Origin of the sequence: Natronomonas pharaonis DSM 2160 (assembly GCF_000026045.1) — an archaeon.
Taxonomy (GTDB): Archaea; Halobacteriota; Halobacteria; order Halobacteriales; family Haloarculaceae; genus Natronomonas; species Natronomonas pharaonis.
Genome location: NC_007426.1, coordinates 386196 through 402012, shown reverse-complemented (window position 1 = coordinate 402012; position 15817 = coordinate 386196). Strand labels below are relative to the sequence as shown.

Here is a 15817-nt window from a genome sequence, read left to right as displayed (position 1 = left end):
TATGTACTACCACGTCGACGGCGACCTCGTCGACCGCGAGGACGCCACGGTCCACGTCGACGACCGCGGGTTCCGGTACGGCGACGCCGCCTTCGAGACCTGCCGCGCCTATGGGGGCGAGGTGTTCCTGTGGGACCGCCACCGGGAACGGCTCGCGGAGACGTGCCGGCTGCTCGGGATGGCGGAAGCAGTCCCCGAGGACCTCCAAGGCCGCATCGACGAGACGCTACAGGCAAACGGCTACGCGGACGCCTATATCCGCGTCTCGGTCAGCCGCGGCGTCCAGTCAGGAAAACTGACACCGGGGCCGGCGACCGACCCGACTGTCGTTGTCTATGCGAAGCCGCTGCCGCGCGGCGGGGGAGACGGCGAGAACTGCTGGGAGACGGATGCGACCGTCCACACCGTCGAGACACGCCGGCCGCCCGAGTCAGTGTTGCCGTCGGCGGCGAAGACGCACAACTACCTCAACGGTATCCTCGCCCGCATAGAACTCCGGGGAACCGCCGCCGACGAGGCACTGATGTGTGATACCGAGGGAGCGGTCGCCGAGGGAGCGACGAGCAACGTCTTTTTCGTCGAGGAGGGAACGCTGAAGACGCCCGCCAAGGGGGCGCTGCTGCCCGGTATTACGCGAGCAACGGTGCTGTCGCTGGCCGAATCGGAAGGAATACCGGTCGAAGAAGGCCGTTACCGGCCGGCAGACATCGAGGCGGCCGACGAAGCGTTCCTGACGAACACGACGTGGGAGGTTCGGCCGATAGCCACCGTCGACGGAACGACCGTCGGGGGCGGCGAGACGACACGCCGGCTGAGCCGAGCCTACGACGAACTCGTCGAGACGCGGTGTTACTAGTCGTCGTGAGCACGGGGATTCTATTCACGAAGTCGTAGCCAGTGTCTGGACAATACAGCGCACGAGTGACCGATATACCTGAAATATGTCAAAGGAAGACTGCTGAATATAGAGGTAGTAGTCAGCACTCGCCACCAACGATTAGCCAGTAGTTGTTTCTGAAGATGTGATATATTGTTGTGTTGCGTAGAATCCGATGGCGTAAATCCCAAAAGCAAACGGCCCAACAGCAAAAATTCCAATTGAAAAAATTCCAACCGAGAAAACCCCCGCGGAGAATATCCCGACTGAAAAGATGCCGGCGGAGAGCACACCAAAAGTGAAGTTCCCCGCTGCGAGGAAGCCGAATGCCGATTGTCCAGCGGAAAGTACCTCGTATCCTGCCACGGTCTCGATCCCGGCCAGCGTCAACACCAACGCGATTCCCAACAAACCAAGCGCAACGACACCCACAGAATCTTGCCAGTCTAGGTCCATATGCCACGATTTACCGGATATCATGTAAATCTTGCCGAGAAATTGAAACTCAGTCAGGATGGGATGGTTGATGCTATTTCGCGCCCTCTATTCAGCACGACGCTACGAACGTCAATTGGACCTAACAGAAGAGTCACTGGTCAACGGCCTCGGGGGCGAGCCCAATGGCATCCGCCTCGGTTAGGCTGTGAATGACCAAGTGTTCTGAACGGTTTTTCACTCCACCAGTGAATGAAGAAACGGCACTCACAACGGCTGTTACTAGTCGTCGGCCACCTGCGGCGTCGGTCGGGTTCGGTTTCGCTCGACCACCTGCAGGAAGTTGTCGAAGGCCCGTTTTGCCGGCTGTGCCCGTTCGTAGGCTGCCGGCGTAATCTCCTCACAGACCCGCTCGATTCGCGTCTCCGGGAGGTGGTCCTTTCCGCGGACGACCGATTCGGCGGTCTCAGGGTCGTACTCCGGATGGGATTGGAGGCCGTAGACGTTCCCGTGCCGGAAGCCATGGACCCCGTAGTCGTTTGTCGCGATGAGTTCGGCCCCCGGCGGGAGTTCGGTGACCGCGTCGGAGTGGGTCGTAAAGACCGTAAACTCCTCGGGGACGCCGTCGAAGAGACCGGCACCGCCGTGGCTGACAGTCCGATAGCCGAGTTCGTATTCACCCATCGGCTCGACGGTGCCGCCCAGAGCGTCCGCGAGCAGCTGGTGCCCCCAACAGATGCCAAGCGCCGACAGCCCGTCGGCGACGGCGTTTCGTACCCACTCGCGGGTCGCTGTAATCCACGGTTCGTCCCAGTAGACGGACGCCCGCGACCCACTCACGACCAGTCCGTCGAACCGGCGCGTCGACGGGAACTCGCCGTCAACCACCGAGAACCGCTCGACAGTAGCGTCGAGCTCCCGGCGGAAGTTCCGCGGGGTCGTCGGGTCGTTGTGGGAAGCGTCCAGTAGCGCGATTCGGGGGCGCATCACCGCCGGCTACAGCGGGGACGGAAAAAAGCCTCGCGGCACCCGGAAGGTTCGCAGCGACCTACGACACGCTTCTGGAGGCCGAACGGCCGGTTATTGGGCGTCAGCGTCCACAGCGTCGATGAATCCGTCGAGCGCGTCTGTCACCGCGACAGACTGCTCGATGTAGCAGCACCGCTTGCCCTCGACCGGCTCGAAGCGGCCGTGGGGGAGGTCCTTGGCGAGCGCCTCGCCGGCCGCCTGTGGGACAACAGGGTCGTCGACACCGTGGCAGACGAGCGTCGGCAGCGAGAACTCGTAGAGTGGCCGCGCCTCGAAGGACAGCGCCGCCTCACGGTGGCCGGCCAGCGCCTCGCCGGTCGCGTCCTCCGCCCGCCGCCACTCGACAATGTCGTCTGTCGCGCCGGTTTCGACGAGAAACCGGTCGGTGAAGGCCAGCGACAGCGACTCCCGATACCGGGTCTGGTCAGCCGGATGGAGCGCCTCCAGCGCCTCGGCATCGATTCGGTCGCCGTCGGCCGCCGCTCCAAAGAGCGAAAGCGACCGCGCCCGGCTGTATGCGTGCCCGTATCGGAGCGCAACCATCGCACCGAGGCCGGCACCGACGAGGTGGACACGCCGGACGCCAGCATCGGCGAGCACCGCCTCAAGGTCGGCCGCCAGCCGGTCGATTGTGTACGGGCCGGCGACATCAGAGCCGTCCGTGCCGCGCTGTGCGTAGATGAGTGTCTCATATCGTCCCGAAAGCGACGGGGCCTGCCAGCCCCACACCCACGGCCCGAACCCGACATCGGGGATGAATGCGACGGTCGGACCGTCGTGGTCAGACCGTTCGTAGTAGAGCGTCGTGTCGTCTGTCGTAACCGTCGGCATGGTCGTTTCAAGCAGCGCTGGGGACATGCCCGTTGTGCTTCCATCGCGGGTACGCTCACGGGGAGGGACTGTCGACGGCACACCTTTTCTGCGGGCCGACCGAACGGTCGGCATGGAGTTCGACGAGCTTCGGGCGGACATCCCGGCCGCAGCGTCTCACGTCTATCTCAACACCGGCGCGAGCGGGCCGAGCCCGCGTCGCGTCGTAGAGGCCGTCAACGACGCACAGCGACGCCAGGAGTTCGACGCCGGGGCGACAAACCACTACGAGACCGCCGCGGAGATACGGGAAACCGCCCGTGAAACGGTCGCCGGCTATCTCGGGTGCTCGGCAGACAGCATCGCACTCGTCGAGTCGACCGGCGACGGCATCAGCCGGGTCGCAAACGCTATCGAGTGGTCGGCGGGTGACCGCGTCGTCCGCACCGACCTCGAACACCCGTCTGGGGTGCTCCCGTGGCGGCGACGTGAGGAACAAGGCGTCGACGTAGACGTACTCTCCTGTCCGGACGGCCGACTGCCGATGGATGCATACCGCGAGGCTGTCGAGGACGCGGCTGTCGTCTGTCTCAGTTCCGAAAGTTGGCTCCACGGCACGCGGCTCGCCGTCGAGGAGGCGGTCGACATCGCCCACGCGGCCGGTGCGCTCGTCGTCGTCGATGCCGTCCAAACGGTCGGCCAGCATCCGGTTGATGTCCGCGAGTGGGGTGCCGACGTGGTCTGTGCTTCGGGCCACAAGTGGCTGCTCGGGCCGTGGGGAGCCGGCTTTCTCTACGTCGACCCGGACGCGCTTGAGACGTTCCGGCCGCGGCACATCGGCTACCGGAGCGTCACCGACCCGACAGGTGACGGGCTGGAGTACGCTCCAGACGCAACCCGGTTCGGCGTCTCGACGGGCGCTGTCGCCCCGTATGCGGGGCTCGTCGAGGCTATCGAAACGTTCGAAGAAATCGGCTTCGACGCCATCGAGGCCGAAATCGAACGGCTAACCGACCGGCTGAAAGACCGACTCGGCGACCGGCTTGTCTCGCCGACCGACTACGAGTCCGGGCTGGTCGCCTTCGAGGTCGCGGAGCCGGCGTCGTTCGTCGAGCGCGCCGCCGACGCCGGTATCGTTGTCCGCGACCTTCCCAACGGGGCGGCCCGGGCGTCAATCCACGCGTTCAACACCGACGACGATATCGACGCGCTGGCGGCGCTGCTCTGACGGCGACCAGTCGTGCCGAATGGCCGCGTCCGGGCCGCACAGAGCGGTTCTGCGCTCGTTGGGCAGGAGCACAACCAGCCCACGCGAGTCCCACCGGGCGAAACATTCGGCAACCCGTACCACACTATTATTATGTGCGTTCACGCCAATGGTACGCGCATGCCGGAATGTCAGAACTGCGGCGCGTTCGTGACGGCAGCGTACGCTCGGGTTTTCACGCCAAACGGAGTCGAGAACCCGCGCGTCTGTCCACAGTGTGAAGACAAGATTCGCGACGGCTCGGACGTTCGCGAAGCCCGTTCTACCCGTCGAACCTGACTCTGTAGCGGCGTTTTCTCTCGGTCGGTCGTAGCGTCTTCAAAAGAAGACCAAGCTAAACGCTTTTCGCCCCCGACCGCAAGCGCTTTTCGGGCGTCGGACACACACCCGGGTATGAAGCAGTCCGGGGGTACGGAGGCACAGAAGCGTCGTGCCGGGAAACAGGCGGCGGACGCGGTCGAGGACGGGATGGTCGTCGGACTCGGGACCGGCTCGACGGCCGCGGCATCGATACGCGAACTCGGCCAGCGGGTCGAGGAAGGACTCGACATCCGCGGCATCCCGACCTCCTACCAGTCCCGACAGCTCGCACGGGAGGCCGACATTCCGCTCACGACGCTGGAGGAGGCGACCCCTGACGTTGCCATCGATGGTGCCGACCAAGTCGCCGCCGGAGACCTGATAAAGGGCGGCGGCGCGGCACACGCCAGAGAGAAACTCGTCGATGCGGCCGCAGACCGGTTTCTTGTCGTCGCCGACGAGACGAAGCTGTCGCCGACGCTCGATATCCCCGTCCCGGTCGAAGTGCTGCCGGATGCCGCGCCGGTCGTCCAGCGACAGGTGGCGGCCCTCGGCGGCGAGCCGACGCTCCGGGCCGCAGAGCGAAAAGACGGCCCGGTTGTGACCGACAACGGGAACCTCGTCATCGACTGCGCGTTCGGCGAGATAGCGGAGCCGGCGGCGCTGGCCGAAGAGCTATCGGCGCTGCCGGGGGCTGTCGAGCACGGGCTCTTCGTTGGCCTCGCCGACGAGATACTCGTCGGCACCGACGACGGCGTCGACGTACGATAGCGTTCAGCCGCGCTCGAAGCGCTCCAAGACGATGAGGAACGGCGGCAGCAGGATGTGTGTCGTCAGATACGAGTAGACGATACTCAGGGCGGTCAGCAGGCCGAACTGACCGAGAATCGGCGTCACGGCCAACACGAGCGCCCCGAGTCCGATAGTCGTCGTCAGCATCGTCCCGGTGAGCGCACCGCCGGTTCCACGGAGCGTCGTTGTGACGGCCGCGACCGGGTCGCTCGTCTCGCGTTCCTCGTGGTACCGGTGTGTGAAGTGGACGGTGTAGTCGACGCCAAGACCGATAGAAATCGAGAGAATCGTCGCTGTCAGGGCGTTAAACGGGATGCCGAGCCACCGCATCGTCGCCGTCAGAAGACAGACGGTGACCGTAATCGGCACCAGCGTCGAGGCACCCAGCAGGGGCCTTCGGAACAGGAGATGATACAGGAGGATAATCATCCCGCCGGCGACGGCGATGGCCGTCAGGAAGCTCTGGACCGCCGACTCGAAGACGGCGTCAGCGACGGCCTGATAGACCAGAATCTGCCCGGTCGCCGTCGCGTCACCCCGGTAGCGTTCGGCGAACGAGCGGGCGTCATCCGAGACATCTTCGATTGCCGCCTCACTTCGGACTTCGATGACGATGCGGGCTTCATCGCGGTCCGTGGTGAGGTACTCTTCGGCCATGCCGCCGTAGGGCGAGTCGAAGACTTCGTCGTAGATGGCGTCGATGTTCCGGTTGGGAATGTCGTCGCCGGTCCGGTCGTTGCGGGAAATCATCGCCGCCAGCGTCGGGTCCTCGCGGGCGGCCAGCGCCATCGGCACGAGTATCGACCGGCTCTCGGCGCTGCCATCGGTCTCGACGAACGTCTCCGGCGGGTCCTCCTCGACGCGAACGAGCCGCTGGAGGGCGTCATCGGCTGTCAACTCGCCGCGTAAGCGTATCGTAATCGTGTCGTCGTCGCCGGCCGCGAACTCCTCTTCGATGACGGTTACCGACTCGGCGACGGTGTACTCCGATGGCTGTAACACCTCGGGGAGCCACTCGACGTAGCCCGGCATCTCCTCCGGCGGCAGGAAGTCGTCTTCCTCGAAGCTCGTGTCGACACCAGCCCCGTACCCGCCGAGGGCGGCGGTAACGAGGAGTGTAGCGACGACAAACACCACCGGCACGCGTCGCGCCGGCACGGCCCCGAGCTTGAGTATGCGGCCGAGCGCCGACTCCTCAGTCGCTATCGGGTCGGAGCCGAACGACGGCAGGTCGAACGCGTCTCGGCGCTCGTCGAGCCAGACCTTCGCAGCGGGCAAGAACACACCGAAAATGAAAAGCGTGAACGTCATCCCGAGACCGGCGACGATGCCGAACTCCTGTACCGGTTCGAGTTCGCTCGTGACGTTCGCCGCGAAGCCGACGACGGTCGTGCCGGCGATGATGCCGTAGGCGACAAGCAGGTGGCCGGCGGCGTACTCCATCGACTCCCGGATGGCACCGCCCGCCAGCCGGTGTTCGCGGTAGCGGTCTATCATGTGGATGCCGAAGTCGATGCCGATAGCGAGGAGGAGAATCGGAACCGCGATGAGGAGCTGGTTGAACGGGAGCCCGATGTAACCGGCGAAGCCGAACGTCCAGACGATGGTCATGACGAGCGCCGCCGTCCCCAACACGAGGTCGAAGGGGTCCCGATAGGCGGCCAACAGCAATCCGAGAATCAGCAGTATCGTCGCGGGGACGACGATGGCAAGGGAGTCGTAGACGATGGCCTGAAACTCGCTTTCGAGGACCCCCTGCCCGAAGACGAGTATCGTCTCGTCGACCTGGCCGACCGTCTCGGCGACATCGTGCTGAAGGTTCATAAGCTGGTCGTCGTCGTCAGTCGGGAGGGCATGCGTGACGACGACGATGGTCGCCGACGCCTCGCCAGCGGCCGGATTGAGGTCCTCGCTTGTGAGTGACGTAAACACTGGGTCGTCGGACAAGGCGCGGACCGCATCGTGTATCTCCTGCTGTGTCGCCGCCTCGACCACTTCACGTTGCTCTCTCGGGGTGTTCGCCTGCGGGTCTATCTCCTCGGCAACGAGCGGGGCCGCCGCCATCGTGTCCGTCACCCGGAGCCGCTCGCGGTCGTGTAACTCCTCGAGAACCTCCAGTTGTGTCGCCAGCGCCGACCGGGTGAGCACGTTGTCTTCGGTCTGGATGAGCTGTGTCGACGGCTCGTTGGGGCCGAACGTCGACTCGAAGCGGAGGGTCACATCTTCGAGCGTGTCGGCCTCGTCGACCCCCTCGATGAACCGTTCGGTCCCCGGGTCGGTCTCCATAAGGAAGACGCCGGGGAGCAAAAGCACGGTCACAATGAGGAACAGCGCCGTGACCCGCCCAGGGTGGTCGGAGATTTCGTCGGCGATTCGGTCGGTGACACCCCCGCTCACACCGCTCACCCGCCGATGTCGTCTCGGAGCGCTGCGAGGCGCTCACGTTTCCAGTAGGCGATGCCGACGATGGCGGCAAGAAACACTACAACGGCGGCGTACAGCGCATACGGCGTCTCGCGTTCGACAACGTCGACGGCCATCCGCTCGCGGTCTGTGAGGTGGCGGTCGCCGTCGGCGTCCTCATACCGGAAATCCATCGAGACGGGGTGCTGTTTGATTGCAGCATCGTCGTCGGCCTCGAGTCCGAAGCTTATCGTGCGGGTTTCGCCGACGTCGAGGGCATCGATGTATGCTTCGTCGTCGTCAGTCTCCAGCGGCGACTCGGCGAACAACTTGGCCTGAATGTCGCTGTATCGCTCGTCGCCGGTGTTTTCGACCTCGACACGGTACCGCCGCGTCTCGCCCTGTGCTATCGTCTGGTTGACGGCCCTGATGCCGAACGGCTCCAGTTCCGGTGCCACGGCGGCGACGACATCAAGTCGGTCGCTGTATTCGATGTCGCCGGCGGGCGTCCGGTACCGGACGACGAGCGGGAGCACGCGGTCGCCGGGTTCGGCGTCCTCACGGAGCCCGACCCGGAAGGCAGCAGTCGACGCCTCACCCGGCTCCATCGGCCCGACGTACCACTCCGGGTTCCGGACCGCGACGTTCGGGTTCGGCGTCTCGGAAACCGCGACGACACCGCCGACTGCGCGCGGGCCGTCGTTTTCGATGGTTACGTTCAGCTCACCGTCTTCCCCGACACGCAGGTCGCTCGTTACGTTCGCCACGCTGAAGGCCTGCTCGGAGCCGACATCGACGCCGGCGGTGAGCGGTCGGGTCGTCCGTTCGACGTCGTCTTCATCGTGGAACTCGACTTCGGCTTCGAGGACGTGGCTTCGGGGTTCGGTCCCCTCGCGGACGTCGGCAGAGAGGTTGAGCGTCCGCCTCGCACCGTCCTCCCAGTCGCCGGCGAAGGTGCGCGTGAAGGTGCTCTGCGCCCCAAGTCGGAGCCCGCGGTCGAGCGCCCGGACCTCGACGGTGGCGTCTTTCGCGGTCTGGTCGCCGACGTTTTCCAGTGTCATCGAGACCGTCCCTTCCTCCCCGACGTGGGCGTCGGTGTCGGCATCGACGACACGGAAATGGGCGCGGTCGTCGATGGTTATCTCGACGTCGAACGTCTCGGTGGTGAGGTCGCCCGTGCGGCCGTCCCGGTAGTCGACCTCGACCTCGATGTCGTAGTCGTCGGGGTCGGCATCCTCGTCGACGGCGATGTCGAAGGTTGCCAGCCGCGACCCGCCGGTCGGAACTGTCGCGATGGCGTCCTCGTCGGTCAGGACGGTTATCGGCGCGCCGTCGTCGGCAACGGAGACGATGGCCCCCTGCGTGCCGCCGGGACCGTCCGCGCGGTCGACGACCTCCACGAAGAGCGTCGCCTCCTCGTCGGGGGCGAACGTGTCGTCGGAGACGACAACCTCGATATCGTCGGCGCTGACCGCGGCCGGAGCGGCACCCAGCGCGACAGCAGCAACGAGGACAACGGCGGCGACACCGACGGCTGTCCGCACCAGGATTCGACTGCACGCCCGTCGCCCGTCGCGCCGCCGGGTACGCGTCACGGTCGAAGATACGCCTACCCGTGCGTATTAGTTTATCGGGGAATCCCAAGAGAGCAACCGGTGGTCTGGACAGGACAGCGCTGTCGCTAGCCGATAAAATAAAAAGCGAGAACGAAGCTCTCGACCTTACAGGTCGCGCGGCTGGACCGTCTTCCGGTCGTTCTCTTCGGCACGTCGCGCGGCGTCTTCCAGCAGCTCCTCGACCTCGTCGTCGAGAGCGTCGTAGAAGTCCGAGGCGACGTTCATGTCATCGAGCGCTTCCTTCACGGCGGCTTTGACGATCAGGTCTGCCATACAGACGGCGGTTTTGCCGGGGGCCTTATATACTTTCCCAAAAGAGCGCGGTGTCGCCGCTTCTACCGGCTGTTTAACCATCGTTTTGAGTGAAACCGAGTCGGAGCTGCGGTTCGCGTAATTATATCTTGTGGCCAGCGGTCGCGGTTCGAGAGCTATACCACGCTCGCCCGCGCCTGCACGCGGTTTTGCCGCCGGGGCGGCGGCGGATGCCCCCGCCGCCGCTCGGTCCGAAACCGTCCCTGTCGTCGACAGCCCGTCACAGGCGTATGGTACCGGTTGCCGAGGGTATTTGTGTTTACAGCACCAACAGAATACACCCGGCGAACCCGAGCGTTCGTCGGTAGTACGATGCCCAGATGCGACCACTGCGACTCCCACGTCTCCGACCGGTTCGCCCGCGTCTTCGCCGACGACCACGGCCGCGTTCGGGCGTGCCCGAACTGCTCTGCCAACGCCGGTATCGCGGAAGTGTCGCTGGACCGCATTGCAAAGTAACCGTCGGCGAACGAACCGGTCGCCGAATCGCCACCAGAACAGCAGGACCCCCTGTCCCCCGAACCCCAACTTACTCGACCCGGCGGCCCCTCGGACCCGGCTGATGGCCGCCGACCACTACGTGTACGTGCTCTCCTGTGCCGACGAGACGCTGTACACCGGCTACACAACCAACGTCGAGCGGCGTGTCGCCGAACACGACGCTGGCGAGGGCGCAAAGTACACCCGCGGTCGGACGCCGGTCGAACTCGTCCACACCGAGCGGTTCGACTCGAAATCGGCCGCGATGCAGCGCGAACACGAAATCAAGTCGCTGTCGCGGGCCAAAAAAGAGCGGCTGGTCGCGGACGAGACTGGCTGAGTGCGGCTAGAGTATCTGCCGCTGGCAGCTCCCACAGAGGTTTTCTTCTTTGACATCGACCTCGCGAACAGTCGGCGAGAAGTTCATCACACACCGGGAGTTGTCGCAGTGTTCGAGGCCGAGCGTGTGGCCGACCTCGTGGACGACCTCCTTGCGGACGCGGTCGGCGAAGATGTCACCCGCTGACTTTTCCGAGAACCCACCGTCGGATGAGGTCTGGAGCCGATGGGTCGAGATGACCGACCCCTTGCCGGACAGGTAGGCGAGTCCGAAGACGTAGTTCCGTCGGCGGTAATAGAGGTCAGTGTCGGTGATGGCGATGTTCTTTTCACCGTTGCCGACCCGGCTTGCGAGTTCGATGAACTCCTCGGCCCGGTACTGGTCGCGGCCGGAGTCGTACGCACCGTCGGGGACGGGCTGGCTGTCGTGAATCGTCACTTCACAGTCGTATACCGACCGTAGCCCGCTGGAGGCCTCCCGCTTTACGACCGCCGGGAGGTCGCCGACCGGCACGATGTCGACGTGCATGGGAAAACATTAGATACCGTTGCTCATAAACATCCCGACGTGCACACCGATTCGGAGGGGGCGCTCGTCGACCGACTGTCCAGTTATGACGCCCTCGTGGAGGTCGGAGTCGGCAACCGCCCGACCGTCGCCGCCGCGCTCGATGAACGGGGCTGCCGTGTCACCGCCACGGATGTCGACACATGTGCCGTCCCCGGAACGGTCCGGTTCGTCCGCGACGACGTGACCGACCCCGATGTATCGGTGTACAGCGGGGCTGGCGCGGTGTACGCGTTGAACTGCCCGCCGGAGTTGCAGCGCCCGCTCGTCTCCCTTGCTTCCCGCGTCGACGCCGACTGCCTGTTTACCACCCTCGGTGGTGACCCGACGCTCGTCGACGCGACCCCCGAAACCCTCCCGACGCAAACACTCTACCACTACCCATGAACGTAGATTCGGTCATTCTCGATATCGACGGCGTATTGGTCGATGTTGAGGACTCCTATCGCCGAGCAATCGTCGAATCGATAGCCCACGTCTACGGCGACACCATCGACAAGGCCGACATTCAGTTGTTCAAGGACGCCGGCGGTTTCAACAACGACTGGGAGCTGACCTACGCCGCCGCGCTGTACGTGCTCGCCCGTCGCGAGAAGCCGGCACTGAGCATCGAAACCTACACCGGTCTCATCGCCGCCTCCGGCGGTGGGCTCCAAGCCGCCGAGACGGCCATCGCCGACGAACTCCCGCCGGCCGCCCGCGAGAAGGTACTCGCCGAATGGGACCGCAAGCGGCTCCGAGACGTCTTTCAGCAGCTCTATCTCGGCTCCGAGCTCTACCGCGAGCTGGAGAGTGGAGAGCCGGACCTCGATACGGAGGGGTTCATCCACGACGAGCCGGTGTTGCTCGCGCCGGACACGCGCGAGGCGCTCGAAGAGTGGTCGCTGGGCGTGCTCACCGGTCGACCGGCCGCGGAGGCCGAAATCGCCCTCGACCGCGTTGGGCTCGATATTCCCGAGACCCACCGGTTCACGATGGACGACTGGGAGGAAGGCAAGCCCCATCCGCACGGGCTGGTCGAACTTACAAAGCGGTTCGATGCCGAAAGCGCGGTTTTCGCCGGCGACACGCTCGACGACATCCGGACGGCAAGAAACGCCGCCGAGGACGACCCCGACAGAGAGTTCTACGGCGTCGGCGTGCTTACCGGCGGCCTCAGCGGCGACGAGGGGCGGCGGAAGTTCCGCAACGCCGGCGCAGACATCATTATCGAGACGATAAACGACCTGCCGGGACTGCTAGGTTAAAAGAACAGTTCCGGGTCCTCGTGGGAGAAGGTCACCCGAGCCTCGTCCGACAGTGGCCGCAGATGCGTGTACATCACACCCTCCTCGCGGGCTCGCTCGGCGAGCGCCTCGGTATCCGAGGCAGAGAGGTACGCCGGGACGACGACCGCAACCTCGTCGTCGCTGGCCTCGACGACGATAATGAGAAACCTGACGCCGCGTTCTTCGGCCCGGTAGACGTGTGAGGTGTCGAACGATGCCGCTTCGACGAGTTCCGAAGCCCGCTCGAAGTCGTCGCCGGGGACCAGTACGTCAAGCCCGAACGGGGTTCCGGAAAGCGGCGTCACCTCGCCCGTCTCGACGCGGTGTACCGTCCAGCCGTCCGCATCGTATTCGGCGGCGGTCGCTGTGGCGTCTTCGCGGAGCGTTTCCCAGCGGTCGGTGACAGCCGGCGGCGGTCCCTGTTGCATATCGCTAACGGGGTCGCCGAGCGGCAAAAGCACAGGGGTCTGTCTCGCCCCGAGAACTGCCGGGGTCGGGAGATAGCCGGCTACCGCCGTTCGTCCCGGTCGACAGCACTGGCGTCGATGTCGTCCGGCAGCCCGTTGAGGTGACACGCCGCCCGGTCGCCGTCGGGGGCGTGCGTCTCACAGATACTCTCATAGCGGTCCCGAAGCGCTTCGGCGGCCGCTTCCCATTCCTCATCGGCGACCCGTTCGAGCGCTGCTCGGATGTGGGACCGTTCCTGTTCGGGTATCGAGCTGTCGCCAAGCAGCCGTGATTCGAGTTCATCGACGACATCGTCGGTGCCCGAGAGCTCCTCGCCGACACCCTCGACGGTGATGTCGCGGCTCTCGACGCGCTCGCGGAGGTCGACGACAGCGCGGTAGGCCGCCTGCGATAGCTCGACATCATCCGGCGGGATGATTTTGGGACAGCGAGTGCGGAACCGACAGCCGGACGGCGGGTTCCGTGGCGACGGAACGTCCCCAGCCAGCGGGTCGACATCGCGTTCCTTTTCTTCGGTCGAGGCTCGCGGAACGCTCTCTAACAGCGCCTCGGTGTAGGGATGCTGTGGGTCGGCAAACAGCGCTTCCGTCGGCGCGAGCTCGACGATTTCGCCGAGATACATCACCGCAACCCGGTCGCAGATATGCCGGATAACGCTCAGGTCGTGGCTGATGAACAGATACGTCAGGTCGAAGTCGTCCTGTAGCTCCTCCAACAGGTTGAGAATCTGGGCCTGAACGCTGACATCGAGGGCGCTTGTCGGCTCGTCGAGGACGATGAACTCCGGGTCGAGCGCGAGCGCACGGGCAATACCGACCCGCTGGCGCTGGCCGCCGGAGAACTCCGACGGATAGCGGTTCAACTGGTCGGCCGAGAGTCCGACCCGCTCCATCAGGTCGGCGACCCGTTCCCGGCGGAGCTGTGTATCCGAGCGGCCGACACGCACCTCGATGTCGAGGGCGTCACCGCCGGAAAGGGACAGTTCGAGCCGCTCGTCGACGCCGACGGCGACCGGTTCGTCGTTGACCGTCACGTACCCCTCGGCAGCGTCCGGGTCGACGGTCGTCTCGGGGGACACGTCGTTGGGGGCGTCGGCCGGCCCGCGCTCGACCGACAGCGACACCGAGACGACGCCGTCGACCGGCTCGACGCCGGGCACCCGGTGGATGTCGTCGGCGACGGTAACGGCGGTGTCGACGCCGGTAGCAGGGGCCTCGGCGGTCGTCTCGACGCCGTCCTCGGGCCACGGCCACCCGTGGATGTCGAGCGGCTGGCGAATCGACTCCCCGATGGTCATCCGGGGGTCGAGGCTGGAGAACGGGTCCTGAAAGACGACGCCGGCCCGCCGACGGAACCGGAACAGGTCGTCGCTTTCGACAATGTTCTCGCCGTCGAACTCGACGGTTCCACCGGTCGGCTCCAACAACTGGAGTATCGTCTCGCCGGTGGTCGATTTCCCACAGCCGGACTCGCCGACCAGACCCAGCGTTTCGCCCTCACGGATGTCGAAGCTGAGGCCGTCGACGGCCCGGACGGGGTTCGTCGTTTCGCCGAACAGTCGGTCCAGCAGTGAGTCCTCGGCGTCGAAATGTTTCTGCAGGTCCCGAACGCGGACAAGCGGCTGTCCGTCGATGTCGCCGGCTGCCGCTTCGGCCGGCTTGCGGTCCGGTTCGTCGGCGCGTGGCTTATTCTGCATCGAAGTATCCCTCCGGGAGCGCATTGCCGGGGTCGTAGTCGTGGTCGGCGAGATAACACATCGCCGTATGGTCGTCTGTCACCTCGTATTCGGGCGGTTTGTCCAGACACTCCTCCATTGCCTTCGGACAGCGGTCGGCGAAGTAACACCGGCTTTCCATCTCCGAGTCGATGAGGCTGGGGACGTTCCCCTCGATGGGGCTCAGTCGCCCGCTCTCGCCATCGAGGTCGGGGATAGAGCCGAGCAGGCCCTCGGTGTAGGGGTGGACGGACTCGTCGAACACCTCGCCGAGCGTGCCCCGCTCGACGAGTTCACCGGCGTACATCACGCCGACGCGGTCACACATCCGGGCGACGACACCGAGGTTATGCGTGATGAGCACGGTCGTCATCCCGGTTTCCGCCTGCAGGTCGGCCAGCAGGTCGAGCACCTGCGCCTGAATCGTCACGTCGAGGGCGGTCGTCGGCTCGTCGGCAACGAGCACCGACGGCTCGCTGGCGAGCGCCTGCGCAATCATCGCCCGCTGGAGCATACCGCCGGAGAACTGATGCGGATACTCGTCGGCCCGGTCGGCCGGGTCGGGGATACCCACAAGCTCAAGCAGTTCGACCGCGCGGGTCGTGGCGTCCTCGCTGACGTAGTCGCGACGCGGCAGCAGGCTGTCAGCGACGAAGCTCGCAAATCCGTATCCCTGCGTTCGCGAGCGTGTCGAGCGTGGGTTCGCTTGCGCCCGCTTTTGGGCCTCGACGGCCTCGGCGATCTGTTCGCCGACGGTCAGCGAGGGATTGAAGCTGCTCATCGGGTCCTGGAAGATGGTCGCAAACTCCGCGCCGCGGAGCGACCGCCGCTCTCGGTCGTCGAGTTGCCGGATATCGACCATCTCGCCGTCGACGGCCGCGGGCGAGTCGTCCGCGAGCCGGTCGGCCATCTCTGGCGACCGGAACCAGATTTCGCCGCCGTCGATACGTCCGGGTGACTCGACGAGGTCGATAAGCGAGAGGGCGGTCACGCTCTTGCCGGAGCCGGACTCGCCGACGATGCCGAACACCTCGCCGGATTCGACGGTAAAGGAGACGCCGTCGACGGCGTTTACCTGACCGTCATCAGTGTAAAACCGGGTCTGTAGGTCACGAACGTCGAGTTTCGTTTCACTCATT

At 65.2% G+C, this 15817-nt stretch carries 18 protein-coding genes; 8 read left to right on the top strand and 10 right to left on the bottom strand.

Annotation, left to right across the window (positions count from 1 at the left end):
• Nucleotide 1: 1 nt before the first annotated feature.
• A complete protein-coding gene (locus NP_RS02005) occupies nucleotides 2-856 on the top strand; it encodes an aminotransferase class IV (protein ID WP_011322126.1) in 855 nt (284 codons plus the stop codon).
• A gap of 141 nt (nucleotides 857-997) precedes the next feature.
• Here NP_RS02005 and NP_RS02000 read toward each other — a convergent pair whose 3' ends face one another.
• From NP_RS02000 to NP_RS01990, 3 genes are all read right to left on the bottom strand, one after another.
• Nucleotides 998-1333: a hypothetical protein gene (locus NP_RS02000; RefSeq protein ID WP_011322125.1), complete on the bottom strand. Its 336-nt coding sequence runs from the start codon at nucleotides 1331-1333 to the stop codon at nucleotides 998-1000.
• Between the two features lie 261 nt (nucleotides 1334-1594).
• On the bottom strand, nucleotides 1595-2299 hold the full coding sequence (locus NP_RS01995; RefSeq protein ID WP_011322124.1) for a type 1 glutamine amidotransferase: 705 nt from the start codon (nucleotides 2297-2299) through the stop codon (nucleotides 1595-1597).
• Nucleotides 2300-2392: 93 nt separating this feature from the next.
• On the bottom strand, nucleotides 2393-3172 hold the full coding sequence (locus NP_RS01990; protein WP_011322123.1) for an alpha/beta fold hydrolase: 780 nt from the start codon (nucleotides 3170-3172) through the stop codon (nucleotides 2393-2395).
• 112 nt (nucleotides 3173-3284) lie between these two features.
• Here NP_RS01990 and NP_RS01985 point away from each other — a divergent pair, with 112 nt between their 5' ends.
• From NP_RS01985 to rpiA, 3 genes are all read left to right on the top strand, one after another.
• Nucleotides 3285-4379, top strand: a complete 1095-nt coding sequence (locus tag NP_RS01985; RefSeq protein WP_011322122.1) for an aminotransferase class V-fold PLP-dependent enzyme — start codon at nucleotides 3285-3287, stop codon at nucleotides 4377-4379.
• Nucleotides 4380-4538: 159 nt separating this feature from the next.
• Nucleotides 4539-4697 (top strand): DUF7563 family protein, encoded by a 159-nt coding sequence (locus NP_RS15205; RefSeq protein ID WP_011322121.1) that lies wholly within the window; start codon nucleotides 4539-4541, stop codon nucleotides 4695-4697.
• A 114-nt stretch (nucleotides 4698-4811) separates the two neighbouring features.
• Nucleotides 4812-5489: a ribose-5-phosphate isomerase RpiA gene (gene rpiA / locus NP_RS01980; protein WP_011322120.1), complete on the top strand. Its 678-nt coding sequence runs from the start codon at nucleotides 4812-4814 to the stop codon at nucleotides 5487-5489.
• A gap of 3 nt (nucleotides 5490-5492) precedes the next feature.
• Here rpiA and NP_RS01975 read toward each other — a convergent pair whose 3' ends face one another.
• From NP_RS01975 to NP_RS01965, 3 genes are all read right to left on the bottom strand, one after another.
• On the bottom strand, nucleotides 5493-7907 hold the full coding sequence (locus tag NP_RS01975) for an efflux RND transporter permease subunit (protein WP_011322119.1): 2415 nt from the start codon (nucleotides 7905-7907) through the stop codon (nucleotides 5493-5495).
• Between the two features lie 5 nt (nucleotides 7908-7912).
• Nucleotides 7913-9457, bottom strand: coding sequence for a COG1361 S-layer family protein (locus NP_RS01970; protein ID WP_011322118.1), 1545 nt, complete (start codon nucleotides 9455-9457; stop codon nucleotides 7913-7915).
• A gap of 177 nt (nucleotides 9458-9634) precedes the next feature.
• Nucleotides 9635-9802, bottom strand: coding sequence for a DNA-binding protein (locus NP_RS01965; RefSeq protein WP_011322117.1), 168 nt, complete (start codon nucleotides 9800-9802; stop codon nucleotides 9635-9637).
• Nucleotides 9803-10153: 351 nt separating this feature from the next.
• Here NP_RS01965 and NP_RS14710 point away from each other — a divergent pair, with 351 nt between their 5' ends.
• On the top strand, nucleotides 10154-10300 hold the full coding sequence (locus tag NP_RS14710; RefSeq protein WP_011322116.1) for a DUF7563 family protein: 147 nt from the start codon (nucleotides 10154-10156) through the stop codon (nucleotides 10298-10300).
• A 103-nt stretch (nucleotides 10301-10403) separates the two neighbouring features.
• A complete protein-coding gene (locus NP_RS01960) occupies nucleotides 10404-10661 on the top strand; it encodes a GIY-YIG nuclease family protein (protein ID WP_011322115.1) in 258 nt (85 codons plus the stop codon).
• 6 nt (nucleotides 10662-10667) lie between these two features.
• Here the strand turns inward: NP_RS01960 and NP_RS01955 are convergent, their stop codons facing one another.
• Nucleotides 10668-11189: an archaemetzincin family Zn-dependent metalloprotease gene (locus tag NP_RS01955; RefSeq protein ID WP_011322114.1), complete on the bottom strand. Its 522-nt coding sequence runs from the start codon at nucleotides 11187-11189 to the stop codon at nucleotides 10668-10670.
• A gap of 39 nt (nucleotides 11190-11228) precedes the next feature.
• On the opposite strand from NP_RS01955, the gene NP_RS01950 reads away from it, so the two are divergent.
• Both NP_RS01950 and NP_RS01945 read left to right on the top strand, forming a co-directional pair.
• Nucleotides 11229-11615, top strand: a complete 387-nt coding sequence (locus tag NP_RS01950; RefSeq protein ID WP_011322113.1) for a UPF0146 family protein — start codon at nucleotides 11229-11231, stop codon at nucleotides 11613-11615.
• A complete protein-coding gene (locus NP_RS01945; RefSeq protein ID WP_011322112.1) occupies nucleotides 11612-12475 on the top strand; it encodes a TIGR01548 family HAD-type hydrolase in 864 nt (287 codons plus the stop codon). The genes NP_RS01950 and NP_RS01945 overlap by 4 nt, the downstream gene beginning before the upstream one ends.
• Here the strand turns inward: NP_RS01945 and NP_RS01940 are convergent.
• From NP_RS01940 to NP_RS01930, 3 genes are all read right to left on the bottom strand, one after another.
• The gene (locus tag NP_RS01940; RefSeq protein WP_049939438.1) at nucleotides 12472-12924 is read right to left on the bottom strand and encodes a DUF7529 family protein; all 453 of its coding nucleotides are present in this window, start codon (nucleotides 12922-12924) and stop codon (nucleotides 12472-12474) included. The two genes, NP_RS01945 and NP_RS01940, sit on opposite strands and share 4 nt — an antisense overlap.
• An 80-nt stretch (nucleotides 12925-13004) precedes the next feature.
• Nucleotides 13005-14660 (bottom strand): ABC transporter ATP-binding protein, encoded by a 1656-nt coding sequence (locus NP_RS01935; protein WP_011322110.1) that lies wholly within the window; start codon nucleotides 14658-14660, stop codon nucleotides 13005-13007.
• Nucleotides 14650-15816, bottom strand: a complete 1167-nt coding sequence (locus NP_RS01930; protein ID WP_011322109.1) for an ABC transporter ATP-binding protein — start codon at nucleotides 15814-15816, stop codon at nucleotides 14650-14652. The genes NP_RS01935 and NP_RS01930 overlap by 11 nt, the downstream gene beginning before the upstream one ends.
• Nucleotide 15817: the final 1 nt, after the last annotated feature.